The sequence below is a fragment of the Pseudomonas sp. 5C2 genome, assembly GCF_034314155.1.
Taxonomy (GTDB): domain Bacteria; phylum Pseudomonadota; class Gammaproteobacteria; order Pseudomonadales; family Pseudomonadaceae; genus Aquipseudomonas.
On the sequence record NZ_JAVIWH010000003.1, the window covers coordinates 1,104,186 to 1,118,485 of the forward strand.

Here is a 14,300-nt window from a genome sequence, read left to right on the forward strand (position 1 = left end):
CGTCATGGGTACTGCAGAACTGAAATCCGTTTTGCCTCGGGAGCTATTGGCTTCCGTCGTGGTGTTCCTCGTCGCCCTGCCCTTGTGCATGGGTATTGCCATTGCCTCGGGCATGCCGCCTGCCAAAGGGCTGATCACGGGCATTATCGGTGGTCTGGTGGTGGGTTGGCTGGCCGGCTCGCCGTTGCAGGTCAGCGGTCCGGCCGCCGGTTTGGCGGTCCTGGTCTTTGAAGTGGTGCGCGAACACGGGATGGCGATGTTGGGGCCGATCCTGCTTCTGGCGGGCCTGCTGCAGGTTTTGGCGGGGCGCTTCAAGCTTGGCTGCTGGTTTCGGGTCACCGCGCCTGCGGTGGTCTACGGCATGCTCGCCGGGATTGGCGTGCTGATCGTCCTGTCTCAAGTGCATGTGATGTTTGATGGCGGACCCAAACCGTCCGGGCTGGATAACCTGATCGGGTTCCCCGCGACCCTGATCCAGGCTATCGGACCGGGCACCGGCTTACAGGCCGGGATGCTTGGGCTGGGTACGATTGTGGTGATGTGGCTGTGGGACAAATGGCGACCAACGGCGTTGCGCTTTGTACCAGGGGCGTTGCTGGGTGTCGGTCTTGCCACCGTTGTCAGCCTGGCGTTCGCCCTGCAAATCAAGCGCGTCGAGGTGCCGGCCAATCTTGCTGAGGCCATTGACTGGTTGCGCCCCGCCGACCTGCTGAGTCTGGCGGATCCGGGTATTTTGATCGCGGCCTTCGCGGTGGCATTTATCGCCAGTGCCGAGACGTTGTTGTCCGCCGCTGCGGTGGATCGCATGCACAATGGCCCGCGTTCGGATTTCGACCGGGAACTGACCGCCCAAGGAGTGGGCAACATGCTCTGCGGTTTGCTCGGTGCCCTGCCGATGACCGGGGTCATTGTGCGCAGCTCGGCCAACGTCCAGGCCGGTGCTCGTACACGGCTGTCAGCGGTTTTTCACGGCGTCTGGTTATTGGCCTTCGTGTTGCTGCTGTCCAGTGTGCTGCAAAGCATTCCGGTCGCCAGCCTGGCGGGCGTTCTGGTCTATACCGGGTTGAAACTGGTCGACCTCAAGGCCTTTCGCGGGCTGGGTCGCTATGGCCGGATGCCGATGTTCACCTACGCCGCAACTGCAATGGCGATCATCTTTACGGATCTGTTGACCGGAGTGTTGATCGGTTTCGGTATGACCTTGGCCAAACTGGCCTGGAAAGCATCGCGTTTGAAGGTCAGTCTGGTTGATCTCGAAGCCAAGGGGGAAATGGAGTTGCGATTGATGGGCGCTGCGACCTTTCTCAAAGTCCCGATGTTGACCCGGATTCTGGGGACCGTTCCGCACGGCAGCACGGTGCATGTGCCGCTCAATAACCTGAGTTATATCGACCACTCGTGTCTTGAGCTGCTTGAAGAGTGGGGACGCGCCAATGCGGCCACAGGCTCGCGGTTGATCATCGAGCCTCGTGGCCTTAAGCGTCGACTGGAGGGGAGATTGCGCACAACGGCAGGCCTTGGTTCGGCCTGAGTCGTGCGCGGTGTGGCGGTGCGCTGCAAGCCGTGGTGTCAGACGGCGCGGGTTTGCTCTAGATCAAGCCCGACGCCCAGCTGGCGCGACAGACACGGCCAGCGCTTCCATGCGGCTTCGGTGTCCGGGCTGATCAGGCGGTCGCGATAGGCTTCGACGGAATCGAGCGCGAAGCTTTCATCGTCGAGCATTTCGTCTACGGCATGATGGACCGCTTCGTCCAGTTGATTGGCGAACGCTTCGCCAATCAACTGGTGGGCAATCACGCTGGCCACGGTGGTATTCGATGGAATCAGCGGTTGGCCGAAGTGCTTGATGTAGAGGTCATTCACTTCTTCGACCAGACGATGGGCCAGATAGGCTTCATCCAGCAGGCTGTCCAGACCCTCGTGGCCGTCCATGATTGTCGGCGGCTGAAGAAAAAAGTGTTCGGCGATCTTCAATACGGGTTTGATTTGATCCTCGATACCGGCTTCGAGCGCGACCTCGTGGGCGGCGTCGAGCAAGTCCGGAACCAACTCGATATAAGCTGCAACAAAACGTGTCAGAACACCCTTTGCGTCCAGTTCAGGCAGGTGAATGGCAGGGTGAAGGTGTGGCAATTGAGTTTCCAGCTGACGTGACAATTGGCCGGTTTCGGCCTCGTGTTGATGTGCACGTTGAATCTGCTCGCGCAAAGCGGCGGTGTTCATGAAGGCTCCTGAAAGCAGTGAAGCAGGATTGAAAAGAAAACGAAGTTATACGGTAGCGTGCTTATAAAATTTTATAAGACGCATTTGTCATAACAAATTCACATTTATGTGAATGAGATCTAAGGCGTGTCCAATTGCGTTACACATTTCGCGCCCGATATAGCCCCGAATCGACAATTTAGCCAGCTAACTAGTTTCGCCACATCGCATTGCGAGGTCTGAGTCGCTGTCTATACTCGGGGCTGAAGGAAGATTAGCTGGTGACGCCCGACTGCATTTGCAGCCCTGGCCCCGACCGCCAAGTCCCCATTCTTGGCCGTCGCTCCCTTGGCCGCAGGTGAAAGCCGGCGGGATAACAAGAACGATAAGGGGAACCCGCAATGATGCGACATCCACATGTCTGGATGGGCCTCCTGTTGTGGTCGGTATTCAGCCAGGCACAAGCCGCCTGGACCACGAATATGGCGCCGGGAGCGACTGTAGTCAGTCACGAAGTATTCGACCTGCACATGACCATCTTCTGGATCTGTGTGGTGATCGGCGTTGTGGTATTTGGCGCCATGTTCTGGTCGATGATCGTCCACCGTCGCTCCACCGGTCAGGTGGCAGCCAAGTTTCATGAGAGCACGACCGTCGAAATTCTCTGGACGATTGTGCCCCTCCTGATCCTTATCGTAATGGCCATTCCGGCGACCAGAACCCTGATCAAGATGTACGACACCAGTGAGTCGGCGCTTGATATTCAGATCACCGGTTATCAGTGGAAATGGCATTACAAATACCTGGGGCAAGACGTCGAGTTCTTCAGCAACCTGGCGACCCCGGCGGCTCAGATTCATAACAAAGAAGCCAAGGGCGAAAATTACCTGCTGGAAGTCGACGAACCGTTGGTGGTCCCGGTGGGTGTGAAAATACGCTTTTTGGTGACCGCAGCCGATGTTATCCACTCCTGGTGGGTGCCGGCCTTTGCGGTTAAACGCGATGCCATTCCGGGGTTCGTCAACGAAGCCTGGACCCGCGTCGATACGCCTGGCATCTATCGCGGTCAGTGCTCTGAACTGTGCGGCAAGGACCACGGTTTCATGCCCATTGTGGTCGAGGCCAAGTCCCAGGCCGATTTTGATACCTGGCTGGCGGGACGCAAAGCCGAGACGGTCAAACTAAAAGAACTGACCAGCAAAGACTGGACACTGGATGAGCTGGTCGCCCGCGGCGACAAGGTCTACCACACCACCTGCGTGGCGTGTCACCAGGCCGAGGGTCAGGGTTTGCCACCGATGTTCCCGGCGCTGAAAGGCTCGAAGGTGGCCACCGGGCCTAAGGCAGACCACTTGAGCACGGTCTTCCATGGTCGGCCAGGCACGGCCATGGCGGCGTTCGGCAAACAGCTTTCCGAGGTCGATATCGCGGCGGTGGTGACCTACGAGCGTAATGCATGGGGTAACAGCAAAGGCGACATGGTCACCCCCAAAGACGTGCTGGCTCTGAAACAGGCGGACAGCAAATGATCCCTTCAATTGCCTATTCCTCTCGTTTCGCCCTGGCGTGCTTAGCTCCCCGTTTTGCAGGAGACAGGACATGAGTGCAGTGATCGATGACCATGGCCACGCCGGCCATGATGACCACGCTCACGGCCCCGCAAAAGGCCTGATGCGTTGGGTGCTGACGACTAACCACAAAGACATTGGCACGCTGTACCTGTGGTTCAGCTTCTGCATGTTTTTACTGGGCGGCTCTTTCGCCATGGTGATTCGTGCCGAGCTGTTCCAGCCGGGTCTGCAAATCGTCGAGCCGGCCTTCTTCAACCAGATGACCACCATGCACGGGCTGGTGATGGTGTTCGGTGCAGTGATGCCCGCGTTCGTCGGCCTCGCCAACTGGATGGTCCCGTTGATGATCGGCGCACCGGACATGGCCCTGCCGAGGATGAACAACTTCAGTTTCTGGTTGCTCCCGGCTGCGTTCCTGTTGCTGGTGTCGACGCTGTTCATGCCGGGTGGCGGGCCGAACTTCGGCTGGACCTTCTACGCCCCGCTGTCGACCACCTACGCGCCGGAAAGCGTGACCTTCTTCATCTTCGCCATCCACTTGATGGGCATCAGCTCGATCATGGGCGCGATCAACGTGATCGCGACCATTCTCAACCTGCGTGCGCCCGGCATGACCTTGATGAAAATGCCGCTGTTCGTCTGGACCTGGCTGATCACGGCCTTCCTGTTGATTGCGGTGATGCCGGTGCTGGCAGGTTGCGTGACCATGATGTTGATGGACATCCACTTCGGCACCAGCTTCTTCAGTGCGGCGGGCGGCGGTGACCCGGTGTTGTTCCAGCACGTGTTCTGGTTCTTCGGGCACCCTGAGGTGTACATCATGATCCTGCCGGCATTCGGCGCGGTCAGCTCGATCATCCCGACCTTCTCGCGCAAACCGCTGTTTGGCTACACGTCGATGGTGTATGCCACGGCGAGTATCGCCTTCCTGTCGTTCATCGTCTGGGCCCACCACATGTTCGTGGTCGGTATCCCGCTGGTGGGCGAGTTGTTCTTCATGTATGCCACCCTGCTGATCGCCGTGCCCACCGGGGTCAAGGTGTTCAACTGGGTCAGTACCATGTGGCAGGGGTCGCTGACCTTCGAGACACCGATGCTGTTCGCGGTGGCGTTCGTGATCCTATTTACCATTGGCGGTTTTTCCGGGCTCATGCTGGCGATAGCCCCGGCGGACTTCCAGTATCAGGACACCTACTTCGTGGTCGCGCATTTCCACTATGTACTGGTGCCGGGTGCGATCTTCGGGATCTTCGCGTCGGCCTATTACTGGCTGCCGAAATGGACCGGGCACATGTATGACGAAACCCTCGGCAAGCTGCATTTCTGGTTGTCGTTCGTGGGCATGAACATGGCCTTCTTCCCGATGCACTTCCTTGGTTTGGCGGGCATGCCGCGCCGGATTCCGGATTACAACCTGCAGTTCGCCAACTTCAACATGGTGTCGTCCATCGGTGCCTTCACCTTTGGCGCGACGCAGCTTTTCTTCCTGTTCATCGTGATCAAAACCATTCGTGGTGGTCCGCCAGCACCGGCCAAACCGTGGGACGGCGCTGAGGGCCTGGAGTGGAGTATTCCTTCGCCTGCGCCCTATCACACCTTCACGACACCTCCGGAAGTGAAATGACATGAGCGAAGCGCGCTCGATCAAACGCCTGGTGATCCGCCTGTTATTGCTGGTGGTCGTGATGTTCGCCTTCGGTTTTGCTTTGGTGCCGCTGTACGACGTGATGTGCAAAACGCTCGGTATCAACGGCAAGACCGGCGATAAATATGAAGGGTCGCAGGTCGTTGATCTGAATCGTCAGGTGCGGGTGCAGTTTGTCTCGAGCAACAACGTCGACATGGTTTGGGACTTCTACCCCAAGGCGGAGGAACTGATTGTGCATCCCGGTGCGGTCAACGAGATGCTGTTCGTGGCCCATAACCCGACCAACAAGCCGATGACGGCGCAGGCTGTCCCCAGCATTTCGCCGGGCGACGTCGCGGTTTACTTCCACAAGACCGAATGCTTTTGCTTCACCCAGCAAGTGCTGCAGCCGGGGGAACGCATTGAAATGCCGGTGCGATTCATCGTTGATCGCGACCTGCCCAAGAGCCAGAAAGAACTGACGCTCGCTTACACGCTGTTCGATATCACCGCTCGCCAACCACCGGCTGCAAAAGTGGCAAGCAATGGCGGTTAGGACCTGGATTCATCCAGGGCGCCCGATAAGGAGAACAATAAGATGGCAATTTACGAGCATTACTACGTTCCCGCGCAAAGCAAATGGCCGATCATCGCCACGGTTGGCATGTTCGTCACGATGTTCGGCCTGGGCACTTGGTTCAACGACATGAAGGCAGGACGGCCTGATTCCCACGGGCCACTGATCTTTTTCGTCGGCGGCCTGCTACTGGCCTACATGCTGTTTGGCTGGTTCGGTGCCGTGATCAAGGAAGGCCGCAGCGGTCTGTACAGTGCGCAGATGGATCGCTCGTTCCGCTGGGGTATGAGCTGGTTCATTTTTTCTGAAGTGATGTTCTTTATCGCCTTCTTTGGTGCCCTGTTTTACGTGCGCAACCTGTCGGGTCCCTGGCTGGGCGGTGAGGGCTCCAAGGGCATCTCACACATGCTCTGGCCTAATTTCCAGTACGCCTGGCCGCTGATGAATACCCCTGATCCAAAACTTTTCCCGGGTCCTAAAGAGATCATCAATCCGTGGCATTTGCCGCTGATCAACACCCTTTTGCTGGTCAGCTCCAGTGTCACGGTCACCATCGCTCACCATGCGTTGAAAAAAGGCCATCGCGGCGCCCTGAAAATCTGGCTGGCACTGACGGTCTTGTTGGGGCTGGGTTTTCTGGCGTTGCAGGCTACCGAATACATCGAGGCCTATCACGAGCTGGGGCTGACCCTCGGCTCAGGCATTTATGGCGCAACCTTCTTCATGCTCACCGGGTTTCACGGGGCCCACGTCACCATCGGCACGATCATTCTGTTTGTGATGTTGATGCGGGTGATGCGCGGGCACTTTGATGCCGAGCATCAATTCGGCTTCGAGGCGGCGAGTTGGTATTGGCACTTTGTCGACGTGGTGTGGATCGGCCTGTTTGTCTTTGTCTACGTCTTGTAGAGGCAAGGCTTACCAGCTGACGTGAGAGACCAATTGACCACTGTAGAAGCCCCACGCAATCAGGATGACGGTGATGGCGGTCAGGCTGACACGCACGGTCAGGGCCCTTACCACTCGGGTGGAACCGCTGTCGTCTTTGACTAGAAAGAACAGGCCGCTGAATAGACTGATCATCGTGGCAATAAGCAGTAGAACAATCGCCGCTTTGAGCATGATGAAACTCCATGACGTTGGGGGAGGTATAGGCGATGTATTGCAGTATAGCTACCCACAATGGGGGCATGTCATGAAGCGCTTCCAACCTGGCCGGGCACCGACAGTGGTGGTGTTTCTGTTACTGCCGCTGCTGATTTTTCTCGGCTTCTGGCAGCTTGATCGAGGCGAGGAAAAACGCGTATTGCTGACCCATTACGCCGAGCGCCGCGCGGCTGAACCGATGCCGGGCACCCACCTCGAACAAACAGTCGACCCCGCCTATCTTCGCGTGCAGTTGCGCGGCCAGTTCGACGCCGAACACACCCTGCTCCTGGACAACAGCACCCGTGGCGGCAGGCCCGGTGTCGAGTTGATCCAACCGTTTCACGATCAGGCCAGCGGGTTGTGGCTGCTGGTCAATCGTGGCTGGCTGCCTTGGCCGGAACGTCGCACGCCGCCGGTATTCAACACCCCCAGCCAAGTCTTGAACCTCAACGCCTGGGTGTATGTGCCGTCTGGCGCCACCTTCCAATTAGCGCCCGACCCTGTGGGTGCCCCATGGCCGCGGTTGGTCACGGCGGTGGATCCGACAACGCTCTGGCCCGAACTGGGACGCCAGGGGTATGCCGATGAATTGCGGCTTGAGCCGGGCGTTGCCGCGTATCAACTCGATTGGCCGGTGGTGGCGATGGGCCCGGAAAAACACCTCGGTTACGCCGTTCAGTGGTTCGCCATGGCGGCGGCGCTGTTCGGCCTTTATCTGTACCTCGGATTACACAACGCCAAGGAGAAAAACCATGGGAGCGGCCATGAATCCACTCAACATGTCTGAAACACGCGCGCCGCAGGGTCGCCGCAAGGGACGTTTGCAACTGATTCTGGTGTTGCTGGTGGCCCTCGGCCCGATCCTTCTGGCGACCGGCATGTACAAGTTGCAGTTCTGGGTGCCGGACGGCCGCAGCTACCACGGCGAGCTGATCGGTAACGGGCAAGGTCGCGCCGACCTCGGGGTGCCGGCCGACGAGCCCCGTTGGCAACTGCTGGTCAGTGCGCCGCAGGGCTGTGCGGCAGATTGCCAACAGCTGGTCTATCTGGCGCGGCAGGTCCAGATCGGTCTTGGCCGTGATGCGACTCGCGCCAGCCATGCGCTGGCTACCGCACAACCGCTGGAGGCCAATTACTCGGCGAAGCTGACGCGCGAATACCCGCAGTTGCAGCGCTATCCGCTGGATCTATCGCGGTACAACACCCTTGCACCCGGCGTTGAAGCGCCACACCTCTGGATCGTCGATCCCCACGGCAACCTGGTGCTGCGTTACGACGCCAAGGTCGACGGCAAGGACCTGCTCAACGATCTACGCCAACTGTTGAAACTGTCGAACATCGGATAGGGCATCGTCATGGCCAGACCTGGATTTCGCCTCGCTTTGTTTGCCACGCTGCTTGCGCTGGTTGTGGTGTTGCTCGGTGCCTACACCCGGCTGACCCACGCAGGGTTGGGATGTCCGGACTGGCCTGGCTGTTACGGTTTTATCAGTGTGCCCAACGGCGAGACGCAACTGGCGCATGCCGAATTGCACTTTCCCGAGGCACCGGTAGAAGCCCGCAAGGGCTGGAACGAGATGGTCCACCGTTACTTCGCGGGCACGCTGGCGCTGATGATCATGGCGCTGGCGGCCCAGGCCGTGCGTCGTCGCCATAACGGTGGGCAGCCGCTGAAATTGCCGCTGCTGATGCTCTGCGTGGTCATCGCTCAGGCCGCGTTTGGCATGTGGACGGTGACCCTCAAGCTATGGCCGCAGGTGGTTACGGCGCATTTACTCGGCGGCGTCGCGACCTTGAGCCTGCTGTTTTTGCTGACGCTGCGTTTGTCCGGGGCCTTTGCACCCTTGCCGCAGCTACCTTCTCGATTACGCCTTCTGGCGGCGTTGGGGTTGGTGCTGGTGATTGGGCAAATCGCCCTCGGCGGCTGGGTCAGCTCCAACTATGCCGCAGTGGCCTGTATCGACTTGCCCACCTGTCATGGCGAATGGTGGCCCAAAGCAGACTTCGCCAATGGCTTTCACCTCACGCAGCACATAGGCCCGAACTATCTGGGGGGGCAACTGGACAGTGATGCCCGCACCGCGATCCACCTGACGCATCGCGTCGGCGCAGTCGTGGTGACCTTGGTACTGCTGGCGCTGGCCTGGCAACTGCAGCGAGCCGGGCTCAAAGGCATGGCTTCTCTGGTTTTGCTGGCCCTGGCGGCTCAGGTGGGATTGGGTATCAGCAACGTGATTTTTCATCTGCCGCTGCCGATTGCCGTGGCCCATAACGCTGGTGGTGCGGCCTTGATGTTGACCCTGACCCTGGTGAATTACCGCACACGCTCAGCCCTTGGTTGGGCGACCAAGACGAAACGCCGACACCGCTTTGAAGTGCAAGGATCGGCTCACGGGCAGCTTCAACCCGGCAAATAACCTGGCACAGAATAATAACGAGAAGGAGAGACGCCATGGCTACTCTAATCAGCGAGCGACACAGCCAGGCCATTTGGCGTGACTACCTCGAACTGACCAAGCCCAAAGTGTTGGTGCTGATGCTGATCACCTCACTGGTCGGCATGTTCCTCGCCACACGCGCTGGAGTGCCTTGGACGGTACTGGTGTTTGGCAACATGGGGATCGCTTTTTGCGCGGGCGGCGCGGCGGTGGTCAATCACGTGGTGGATCGACGCATTGATGCCGTGATGGCACGCACCCACAAGCGACCAATCGCTGAAGGACGCGTGTCACCTGCGTCGGCCATGACCTTTGCCTTGCTGCTGGCGGTGGCCGGGCAAGCCTTGCTGTTGGCGTTCACCAACCCGCTCACGGCGTGGCTGACGCTGGCCTCGTTGCTCGGCTATGCAGTGATTTACACCGGCTTTTTGAAGCGCGCCACACCGCAGAATATTGTGATCGGCGGCCTGGCCGGGGCCGCGCCGCCGCTGCTGGGTTGGGTTGCCATCACCGGGCATGTCAGCGCCGAACCGCTGCTGCTGGTGCTGATCATCTTCGCCTGGACCCCGCCGCACTTCTGGGCGCTGGCGATCCATCGCAAAGAGGAATACGCCAAGGCAGACATCCCGATGCTGCCCGTCACCCACGGCGAGCATTACACCAAGGTGCATATTCTGCTGTACACCTTCGTCCTGCTCGCGGTCAGCCTCATGCCCTACGTGATTCACATGAGCGGCATGCTGTACCTGCTGTGTGCCCTGGGGCTGGGTGCGCGCTTTCTGCAATGGGCCTGGGTGCTGTACCGTGGCAGTAAGCCGCACGCGGCGATCAACACCTTCAAGTACTCTATTTACTACTTGTTCCTGCTGTTTATCGCGCTGCTTGTCGACCACTACTTATTGTTGAATCTATGACTCGAGTTCAGAAAACCGTTTTTATTCTGGTCGCCCTGGTGGCGTTGGTCCTGGGCCTTACCGTCAACAAGGTGCTGTCTGGCAGAGGACAGGGCGATCCGACGGCGCTGATTGATGCAGGCATCATCCTGCTACCTACCAGCCGCAGTCTGCCTGACGTGAAGATGACCAATCAGGATGGCAAGCCGGTCGTCATGAATGAGTTGAAGGGTAAATGGACGATGCTGTTTTTCGGCTATACTTTTTGCCCGGATATCTGCCCAACCACGCTCGCCCAGCTGCGCCAGATCAAAAGCGAATTACCCAAGGACGTTGTGGGCAAGCTGCAAATCGTATTGGTCAGCGTCGACCCCAATCGCGATACACCGCAGCAGCTCAAGCAATACCTGGGCTACTTCGACCCCGAGTTCCAGGGCGTGACCGCGCCCGTCGACGACATCCAGAAACTCGCCAACGCCGTGAGCATTCCATTCATCCCTGCCGACACCAGTAAGCCCAACTACACCGTCGACCACAGCGGCAACCTCGCCCTGCTTGGTCCGGACGGCACCCAGCGCGGGTTTATCCGGTCGCCGCTGAATAACCAGAAAATGATCGCGCAATTGCCGGGGTTGTTGGTCCGGGAGTAACCGGACGCTGATGGCCGTTTCGCGAATGAAGGCGACATCACTTGGCAAACAACTGGCCAATGTCTTTGAAGGCTTTGAACTCCAGCGCATTGCCACACGGGTCGAGCAGGAACATGGTCGCCTGCTCGCCCACCTGGCCCTTGAAGCGAATGTATGGCTCGATAACGAACGCGGTTTCCCGGGATTGGAGTCGATCGGCCAGCGCTTCCCATTGATCCCATTCCAGCACCACGCCGAAATGCGGCACGGGCACATCATGGCCGTCCACCGGATTGCTCAGGGCTTGCTCCTGCGACGTGCTTTTTGCTTGGTGGTGAATCACCAACTGGTGGCCGAAGAAATTGAAGTCGACCCAATGCTCGCTGCTGCGGCCTTCGCTGCAACCGAATACATCGCCGTAGAAATGCCGGGCAGCCGCCAGGTCATAGACCGGTACCGCCAAGTGGAAGGGGGGCAGCGCCATGACAAGCATCCTCGTTCAGGGAGTGAAAGTGTCCTGAGTCTAGGCTAATGGCGCGTGAGGGTGTTTGATCAGAATGCCGGAACGATTGCACCCTGATATTTTTCCAGCATGAATTGCTTCAGTTCCGGGCTGTGCAAGGCGACGACCAGTTTTTGCATGGCAATCGAGTCTCTGTTTTCCGGACGTGCTACGAGGATGTTCACGTAAGGCGAGTCGCTGCCTTCGATGAGCAACGCGTCTTTGGCAGGGTCCAGTTTGACGCTCATCGCGTAGTTGGTGTTGAGCAGCGTCAGGTCAACCTGGGTAACCACGCGCGGCAATGTGGCCGCTTCCAGCTCGCGGAATTTCAGGTTTTTCGGGTTCTCGGCGATGTCTTGAGGCTTTGACAAGATGTTGCCCGGATCTTTAAGCGTGATCAGCCCGGCTTTGGTCAGCAACAGCAAGGCTCGACCTTCGTTGGCGGGTTCGTTGGGTAAGGCGATGTTGGCGCCATCGGGCAGGTCGTCGATCTTTTTTAGTAGGCCGTTCGAGTAAGCGCCCATGGGCTCGACGTGAACCTTGGTCACGGCAATCAGGTCGGTGCCGTTGCTTTTGTTGAACTCATTCAGGGCCGGCTGATGCTGGAAGAAGTTCGCGTCGAGGCTTTTATCCGCGAGCAGCGCATTGGGCTGGATGTAGTCGCTGAATACCTTGATTTGCAGGTCGATCCCTTCCTTGGCCAGCATCGGCTTGATGAACTCAAGAACCTCCGCATGGGGCACAGCCGAGGCGCCGACGGTCAAAGTTTCATCGGCGTGCGCGCCCAGAGCAACAACTGCAGCCAATGCGGCGAGTAGCTTTTTCATGCACTAACTCCGTTGAAACGGCCGCCTGCTGACGGGGCGGCTCTGGCCGGTCGGGCCTTGGCGGATCGGCGACCCGCCATTGTGTTTAGCGATTGCTGTTATCGGTGGGTGAAGTGCGTCACCAGCTTGTCGCCGATGGTTTGCAGGATCTGTACCAGCACCAATAACAATACGACCGTGACAAACATCACATCGTTCTGGAAGCGTTGATAACCATAGCGAATAGCCAGGTCGCCCAGACCTCCGGCACCGACTGCACCGGCCATCGCGGTGAACGACACCAGTGCGATAGCCGTGACGGTTATGGCCGCCAGAATGCCGGGCCGCGCTTCTGGCAACAGTGCCTTGATGATGATTTGCCGAGTGGTGGCACCCATGGCCTGGGTCGCTTCGATGATGCCGCGATCCACTTCCCTCAATGCGGTCTCGACCAGGCGAGCGAAGAAGGGCGTGGCGCCCGCCACCAGTGGCGGCAAGGTGCCGAGGACCCCGAGCGATGTGCCGGTGATGATTTCGGTCAGTGGCATCATCACGATCAGCAAAATGATGAACGGCAACGCCCGCAGCAGGTTGACGATCAATGCCACGCCGGAATACAGACGGTCGTTCTCCAGTAACTGGCGCGGCGAGGTCAGGAACATCAACACGCCCAGCGGCAGCCCAAGGAGCACAGTAAAGGCTAGGGACACGCCGAGCATCACCAGGGTGTCGCCCGTGGCGATCCAGATTTCGTACCAGTCGACGTTGGAAAACAGGTGGGTCAGGGCATCCATCAACGCAGCACCTCCATGTGAACATCTGCGGCGGTGAAGCGGGCGAAGGCTGCTTCCATGTCGCCACCGGTAATGGCTAGGGTCAGTTGCCCATAGGGGGTGTCTTTGATTCGGTCGATGCGCCCGGCGAGGATACTGTAATCGACCCCGGTCTCCCGGGCGACAGTGCCCAGTAGCGGTGCGTAGGTGGCATCACCCTGGAACGTCAGGCGCACGATGCGGCCCTGCACATGGGCGAAATCATCGCGCAGTTCACCTTCGTCGATTTGCTCGTCTTCTTGCACGAAACGCTTGGTGGTCGGGTGCTTGGGATGCAGGAACACATCCGTCACGCTGCCCTGCTCGACGATCCTCCCGGCATCCATGACGGCAACGTGGTCGCAGACGCGGCGGATCACGTCCATCTCGTGGGTGATCAGGACAATGGTCAGATTAAGCTCGCGATTGATCTCGGCCAGCAATTGCAGGACTGATGCCGTGGTTTGCGGGTCAAGGGCGCTGGTGGCTTCATCGCACAGCAGGATTTTCGGTTTGGTCGCCAGCGCACGGGCAATACCCACCCGCTGCTTTTGGCCGCCAGACAACTGGGTCGGGTATTTCTTCGCCTGATCGGACAGGCCGACGCGTTCAAGCAGTTCGGCCACGCGCTGATCGATCTGGCTGCGTGACATATCACCGGCCAGGGTCAGCGGCATGGCAACGTTATCGGCAACGGTCTTGGAGGCCAGCAGATTGAAGTGCTGGAATATCATCCCGACCTGTTGCCGGAAGCCTCGCAGAGCGTTGGCATCGAACGCGGTGACATCTTCACCGTCGACGATGATCTGCCCACCACTCGGGGTTTCCAGGCGATTGATCAGGCGCAGCAACGTGCTTTTGCCCGCGCCAGAATGACCAATCAGACCGAAGACCTGACCGTCTTCGACACGCAGGCTGGTGGGGTGCAGGGCGGGAATTTCACGATCTGCGACCCGATAGGTTTTATGGACGTTATGAAACTCGATCACGTAGCGAACCTTGTGGGGGCGCGGTAAGAAAGGGTGGTGGAAGTGGCCGGATGCTCAGGCGTTCTTACTACCAGCGGACACCGGCTGGATAAGCCGGGCGCGCAT

The 14,300-nt window shown here is 58.9% G+C and carries 16 protein-coding genes; 10 read left to right on the top strand and 6 right to left on the bottom strand.

Translation table 11 applies throughout. The features are described 5' to 3' along the window. Positions 1 to 4: 4 nt before the first annotated feature. Positions 5 to 1,531, top strand: a complete 1,527-nt coding sequence (locus RGU44_RS19925) for a SulP family inorganic anion transporter (RefSeq protein ID WP_322218740.1) — start codon at positions 5 to 7, stop codon at positions 1,529 to 1,531. A gap of 38 nt (positions 1,532 to 1,569) precedes the next feature. On the opposite strand, the gene RGU44_RS19930 is transcribed toward RGU44_RS19925, so the two are convergent. Beyond that, the gene (locus RGU44_RS19930) at positions 1,570 to 2,223 is read right to left on the bottom strand and encodes a hypothetical protein (RefSeq protein WP_322177164.1); all 654 of its coding nucleotides are present in this window, start codon (positions 2,221 to 2,223) and stop codon (positions 1,570 to 1,572) included. A gap of 380 nt (positions 2,224 to 2,603) precedes the next feature. Here RGU44_RS19930 and coxB point away from each other — a divergent pair, with 380 nt between their 5' ends. The 4 genes from coxB (at position 2,604) to RGU44_RS19950 (ending at position 6,886) form a co-directional block, all read left to right on the top strand. Continuing rightward, positions 2,604 to 3,731: a cytochrome c oxidase subunit II gene (coxB, locus tag RGU44_RS19935; RefSeq protein WP_322177165.1), complete on the top strand. Its 1,128-nt coding sequence runs from the start codon at positions 2,604 to 2,606 to the stop codon at positions 3,729 to 3,731. 70 nt (positions 3,732 to 3,801) lie between these two features. After that, positions 3,802 to 5,397 carry a cytochrome c oxidase subunit I gene (ctaD, locus tag RGU44_RS19940; RefSeq protein ID WP_322177166.1) on the top strand — a complete coding sequence of 532 codons (1,596 nt, stop codon included), beginning with the start codon at positions 3,802 to 3,804 and terminating at the stop codon, positions 5,395 to 5,397. Between the two features lies 1 nt (position 5,398). After that, a complete protein-coding gene (locus RGU44_RS19945) occupies positions 5,399 to 5,956 on the top strand; it encodes a cytochrome c oxidase assembly protein (protein WP_322177167.1) in 558 nt (185 codons plus the stop codon). Positions 5,957 to 5,998: 42 nt separating this feature from the next. Beyond that, positions 5,999 to 6,886 carry a cytochrome c oxidase subunit 3 gene (locus RGU44_RS19950; RefSeq protein ID WP_322177168.1) on the top strand — a complete coding sequence of 296 codons (888 nt, stop codon included), beginning with the start codon at positions 5,999 to 6,001 and terminating at the stop codon, positions 6,884 to 6,886. A gap of 9 nt (positions 6,887 to 6,895) precedes the next feature. On the opposite strand, the gene RGU44_RS19955 is transcribed toward RGU44_RS19950, so the two are convergent. After that, complete coding sequence (locus tag RGU44_RS19955) at positions 6,896 to 7,099, bottom strand: twin transmembrane helix small protein (RefSeq protein WP_322177169.1); 204 nt, start codon at positions 7,097 to 7,099, stop codon at positions 6,896 to 6,898. 73 nt (positions 7,100 to 7,172) lie between these two features. Between RGU44_RS19955 and RGU44_RS19960 the strand changes: the two genes are divergently transcribed. The 5 genes from RGU44_RS19960 to RGU44_RS19980 are packed head-to-tail and all read left to right on the top strand — an operon-like array spanning position 7,173 to position 11,107. Continuing rightward, positions 7,173 to 7,913, top strand: coding sequence for an SURF1 family protein (locus RGU44_RS19960; RefSeq protein ID WP_322218743.1), 741 nt, complete (start codon positions 7,173 to 7,175; stop codon positions 7,911 to 7,913). Further along, the gene (locus tag RGU44_RS19965; RefSeq protein ID WP_322177171.1) at positions 7,879 to 8,472 is read left to right on the top strand and encodes a hypothetical protein; all 594 of its coding nucleotides are present in this window, start codon (positions 7,879 to 7,881) and stop codon (positions 8,470 to 8,472) included. The genes RGU44_RS19960 and RGU44_RS19965 overlap by 35 nt, the downstream gene beginning before the upstream one ends. A 9-nt stretch (positions 8,473 to 8,481) precedes the next feature. After that, positions 8,482 to 9,543: a COX15/CtaA family protein gene (locus RGU44_RS19970; protein WP_416194646.1), complete on the top strand. Its 1,062-nt coding sequence runs from the start codon at positions 8,482 to 8,484 to the stop codon at positions 9,541 to 9,543. Positions 9,544 to 9,578: 35 nt separating this feature from the next. Further along, positions 9,579 to 10,478 carry a heme o synthase gene (gene cyoE / locus RGU44_RS19975; RefSeq protein WP_322177172.1) on the top strand — a complete coding sequence of 300 codons (900 nt, stop codon included), beginning with the start codon at positions 9,579 to 9,581 and terminating at the stop codon, positions 10,476 to 10,478. Then, complete coding sequence (locus RGU44_RS19980) at positions 10,475 to 11,107, top strand: SCO family protein (protein WP_322177173.1); 633 nt, start codon at positions 10,475 to 10,477, stop codon at positions 11,105 to 11,107. Before cyoE ends, RGU44_RS19980 begins: the two co-directional genes overlap by 4 nt. A gap of 37 nt (positions 11,108 to 11,144) precedes the next feature. Here the strand turns inward: RGU44_RS19980 and RGU44_RS19985 are convergent, their stop codons facing one another. The 4 genes from RGU44_RS19985 to RGU44_RS20000 all read right to left on the bottom strand — a co-directional run bounded on the left by RGU44_RS19985 (position 11,145) and on the right by RGU44_RS20000 (position 14,195). Further along, positions 11,145 to 11,570: a VOC family protein gene (locus RGU44_RS19985; protein WP_322177174.1), complete on the bottom strand. Its 426-nt coding sequence runs from the start codon at positions 11,568 to 11,570 to the stop codon at positions 11,145 to 11,147. A gap of 68 nt (positions 11,571 to 11,638) precedes the next feature. After that, a complete protein-coding gene (locus tag RGU44_RS19990; RefSeq protein WP_322218746.1) occupies positions 11,639 to 12,415 on the bottom strand; it encodes a MetQ/NlpA family ABC transporter substrate-binding protein in 777 nt (258 codons plus the stop codon). A gap of 98 nt (positions 12,416 to 12,513) precedes the next feature. Beyond that, on the bottom strand, positions 12,514 to 13,188 hold the full coding sequence (locus RGU44_RS19995; RefSeq protein ID WP_322177176.1) for a methionine ABC transporter permease: 675 nt from the start codon (positions 13,186 to 13,188) through the stop codon (positions 12,514 to 12,516). Continuing rightward, positions 13,188 to 14,195 carry a methionine ABC transporter ATP-binding protein gene (locus RGU44_RS20000; RefSeq protein WP_322218749.1) on the bottom strand — a complete coding sequence of 336 codons (1,008 nt, stop codon included), beginning with the start codon at positions 14,193 to 14,195 and terminating at the stop codon, positions 13,188 to 13,190. The genes RGU44_RS19995 and RGU44_RS20000 overlap by 1 nt, the downstream gene beginning before the upstream one ends. Between the last annotated feature and the right edge of the window lie 105 nt (positions 14,196 to 14,300).

Excerpts from the sequence above, each read along its gene's own strand:
- RGU44_RS19995 (WP_322177176.1), bottom strand. The coding sequence starts at position 13,188 with ATGGATGCCCTGACCCACCTGTTTTCCAACGTCGACTGGTACGAAATC.
- cyoE (WP_322177172.1), top strand. The coding sequence starts at position 9,579 with ATGGCTACTCTAATCAGCGAGCGACACAGCCAGGCCATTTGGCGTGAC.
- ctaD (WP_322177166.1), top strand. The coding sequence starts at position 3,802 with ATGAGTGCAGTGATCGATGACCATGGCCACGCCGGCCATGATGACCAC.
- RGU44_RS19955 (WP_322177169.1), bottom strand. The coding sequence starts at position 7,099 with ATGCTCAAAGCGGCGATTGTTCTACTGCTTATTGCCACGATGATCAGT.
- RGU44_RS19985 (WP_322177174.1), bottom strand. The coding sequence starts at position 11,570 with ATGGCGCTGCCCCCCTTCCACTTGGCGGTACCGGTCTATGACCTGGCG.
- RGU44_RS19970 (WP_416194646.1), top strand. The coding sequence starts at position 8,482 with ATGGCCAGACCTGGATTTCGCCTCGCTTTGTTTGCCACGCTGCTTGCG.
- RGU44_RS19980 (WP_322177173.1), top strand. The coding sequence starts at position 10,475 with ATGACTCGAGTTCAGAAAACCGTTTTTATTCTGGTCGCCCTGGTGGCG.
- RGU44_RS19925 (WP_322218740.1), top strand. The coding sequence starts at position 5 with ATGGGTACTGCAGAACTGAAATCCGTTTTGCCTCGGGAGCTATTGGCT.
- RGU44_RS19965 (WP_322177171.1), top strand. The coding sequence starts at position 7,879 with ATGGGAGCGGCCATGAATCCACTCAACATGTCTGAAACACGCGCGCCG.
- RGU44_RS19990 (WP_322218746.1), bottom strand. The coding sequence starts at position 12,415 with ATGAAAAAGCTACTCGCCGCATTGGCTGCAGTTGTTGCTCTGGGCGCG.
- RGU44_RS19930 (WP_322177164.1), bottom strand. The coding sequence starts at position 2,223 with ATGAACACCGCCGCTTTGCGCGAGCAGATTCAACGTGCACATCAACAC.
- coxB (WP_322177165.1), top strand. The coding sequence starts at position 2,604 with ATGATGCGACATCCACATGTCTGGATGGGCCTCCTGTTGTGGTCGGTA.
- RGU44_RS19950 (WP_322177168.1), top strand. The coding sequence starts at position 5,999 with ATGGCAATTTACGAGCATTACTACGTTCCCGCGCAAAGCAAATGGCCG.
- RGU44_RS19945 (WP_322177167.1), top strand. The coding sequence starts at position 5,399 with ATGAGCGAAGCGCGCTCGATCAAACGCCTGGTGATCCGCCTGTTATTG.
- RGU44_RS19960 (WP_322218743.1), top strand. The coding sequence starts at position 7,173 with ATGAAGCGCTTCCAACCTGGCCGGGCACCGACAGTGGTGGTGTTTCTG.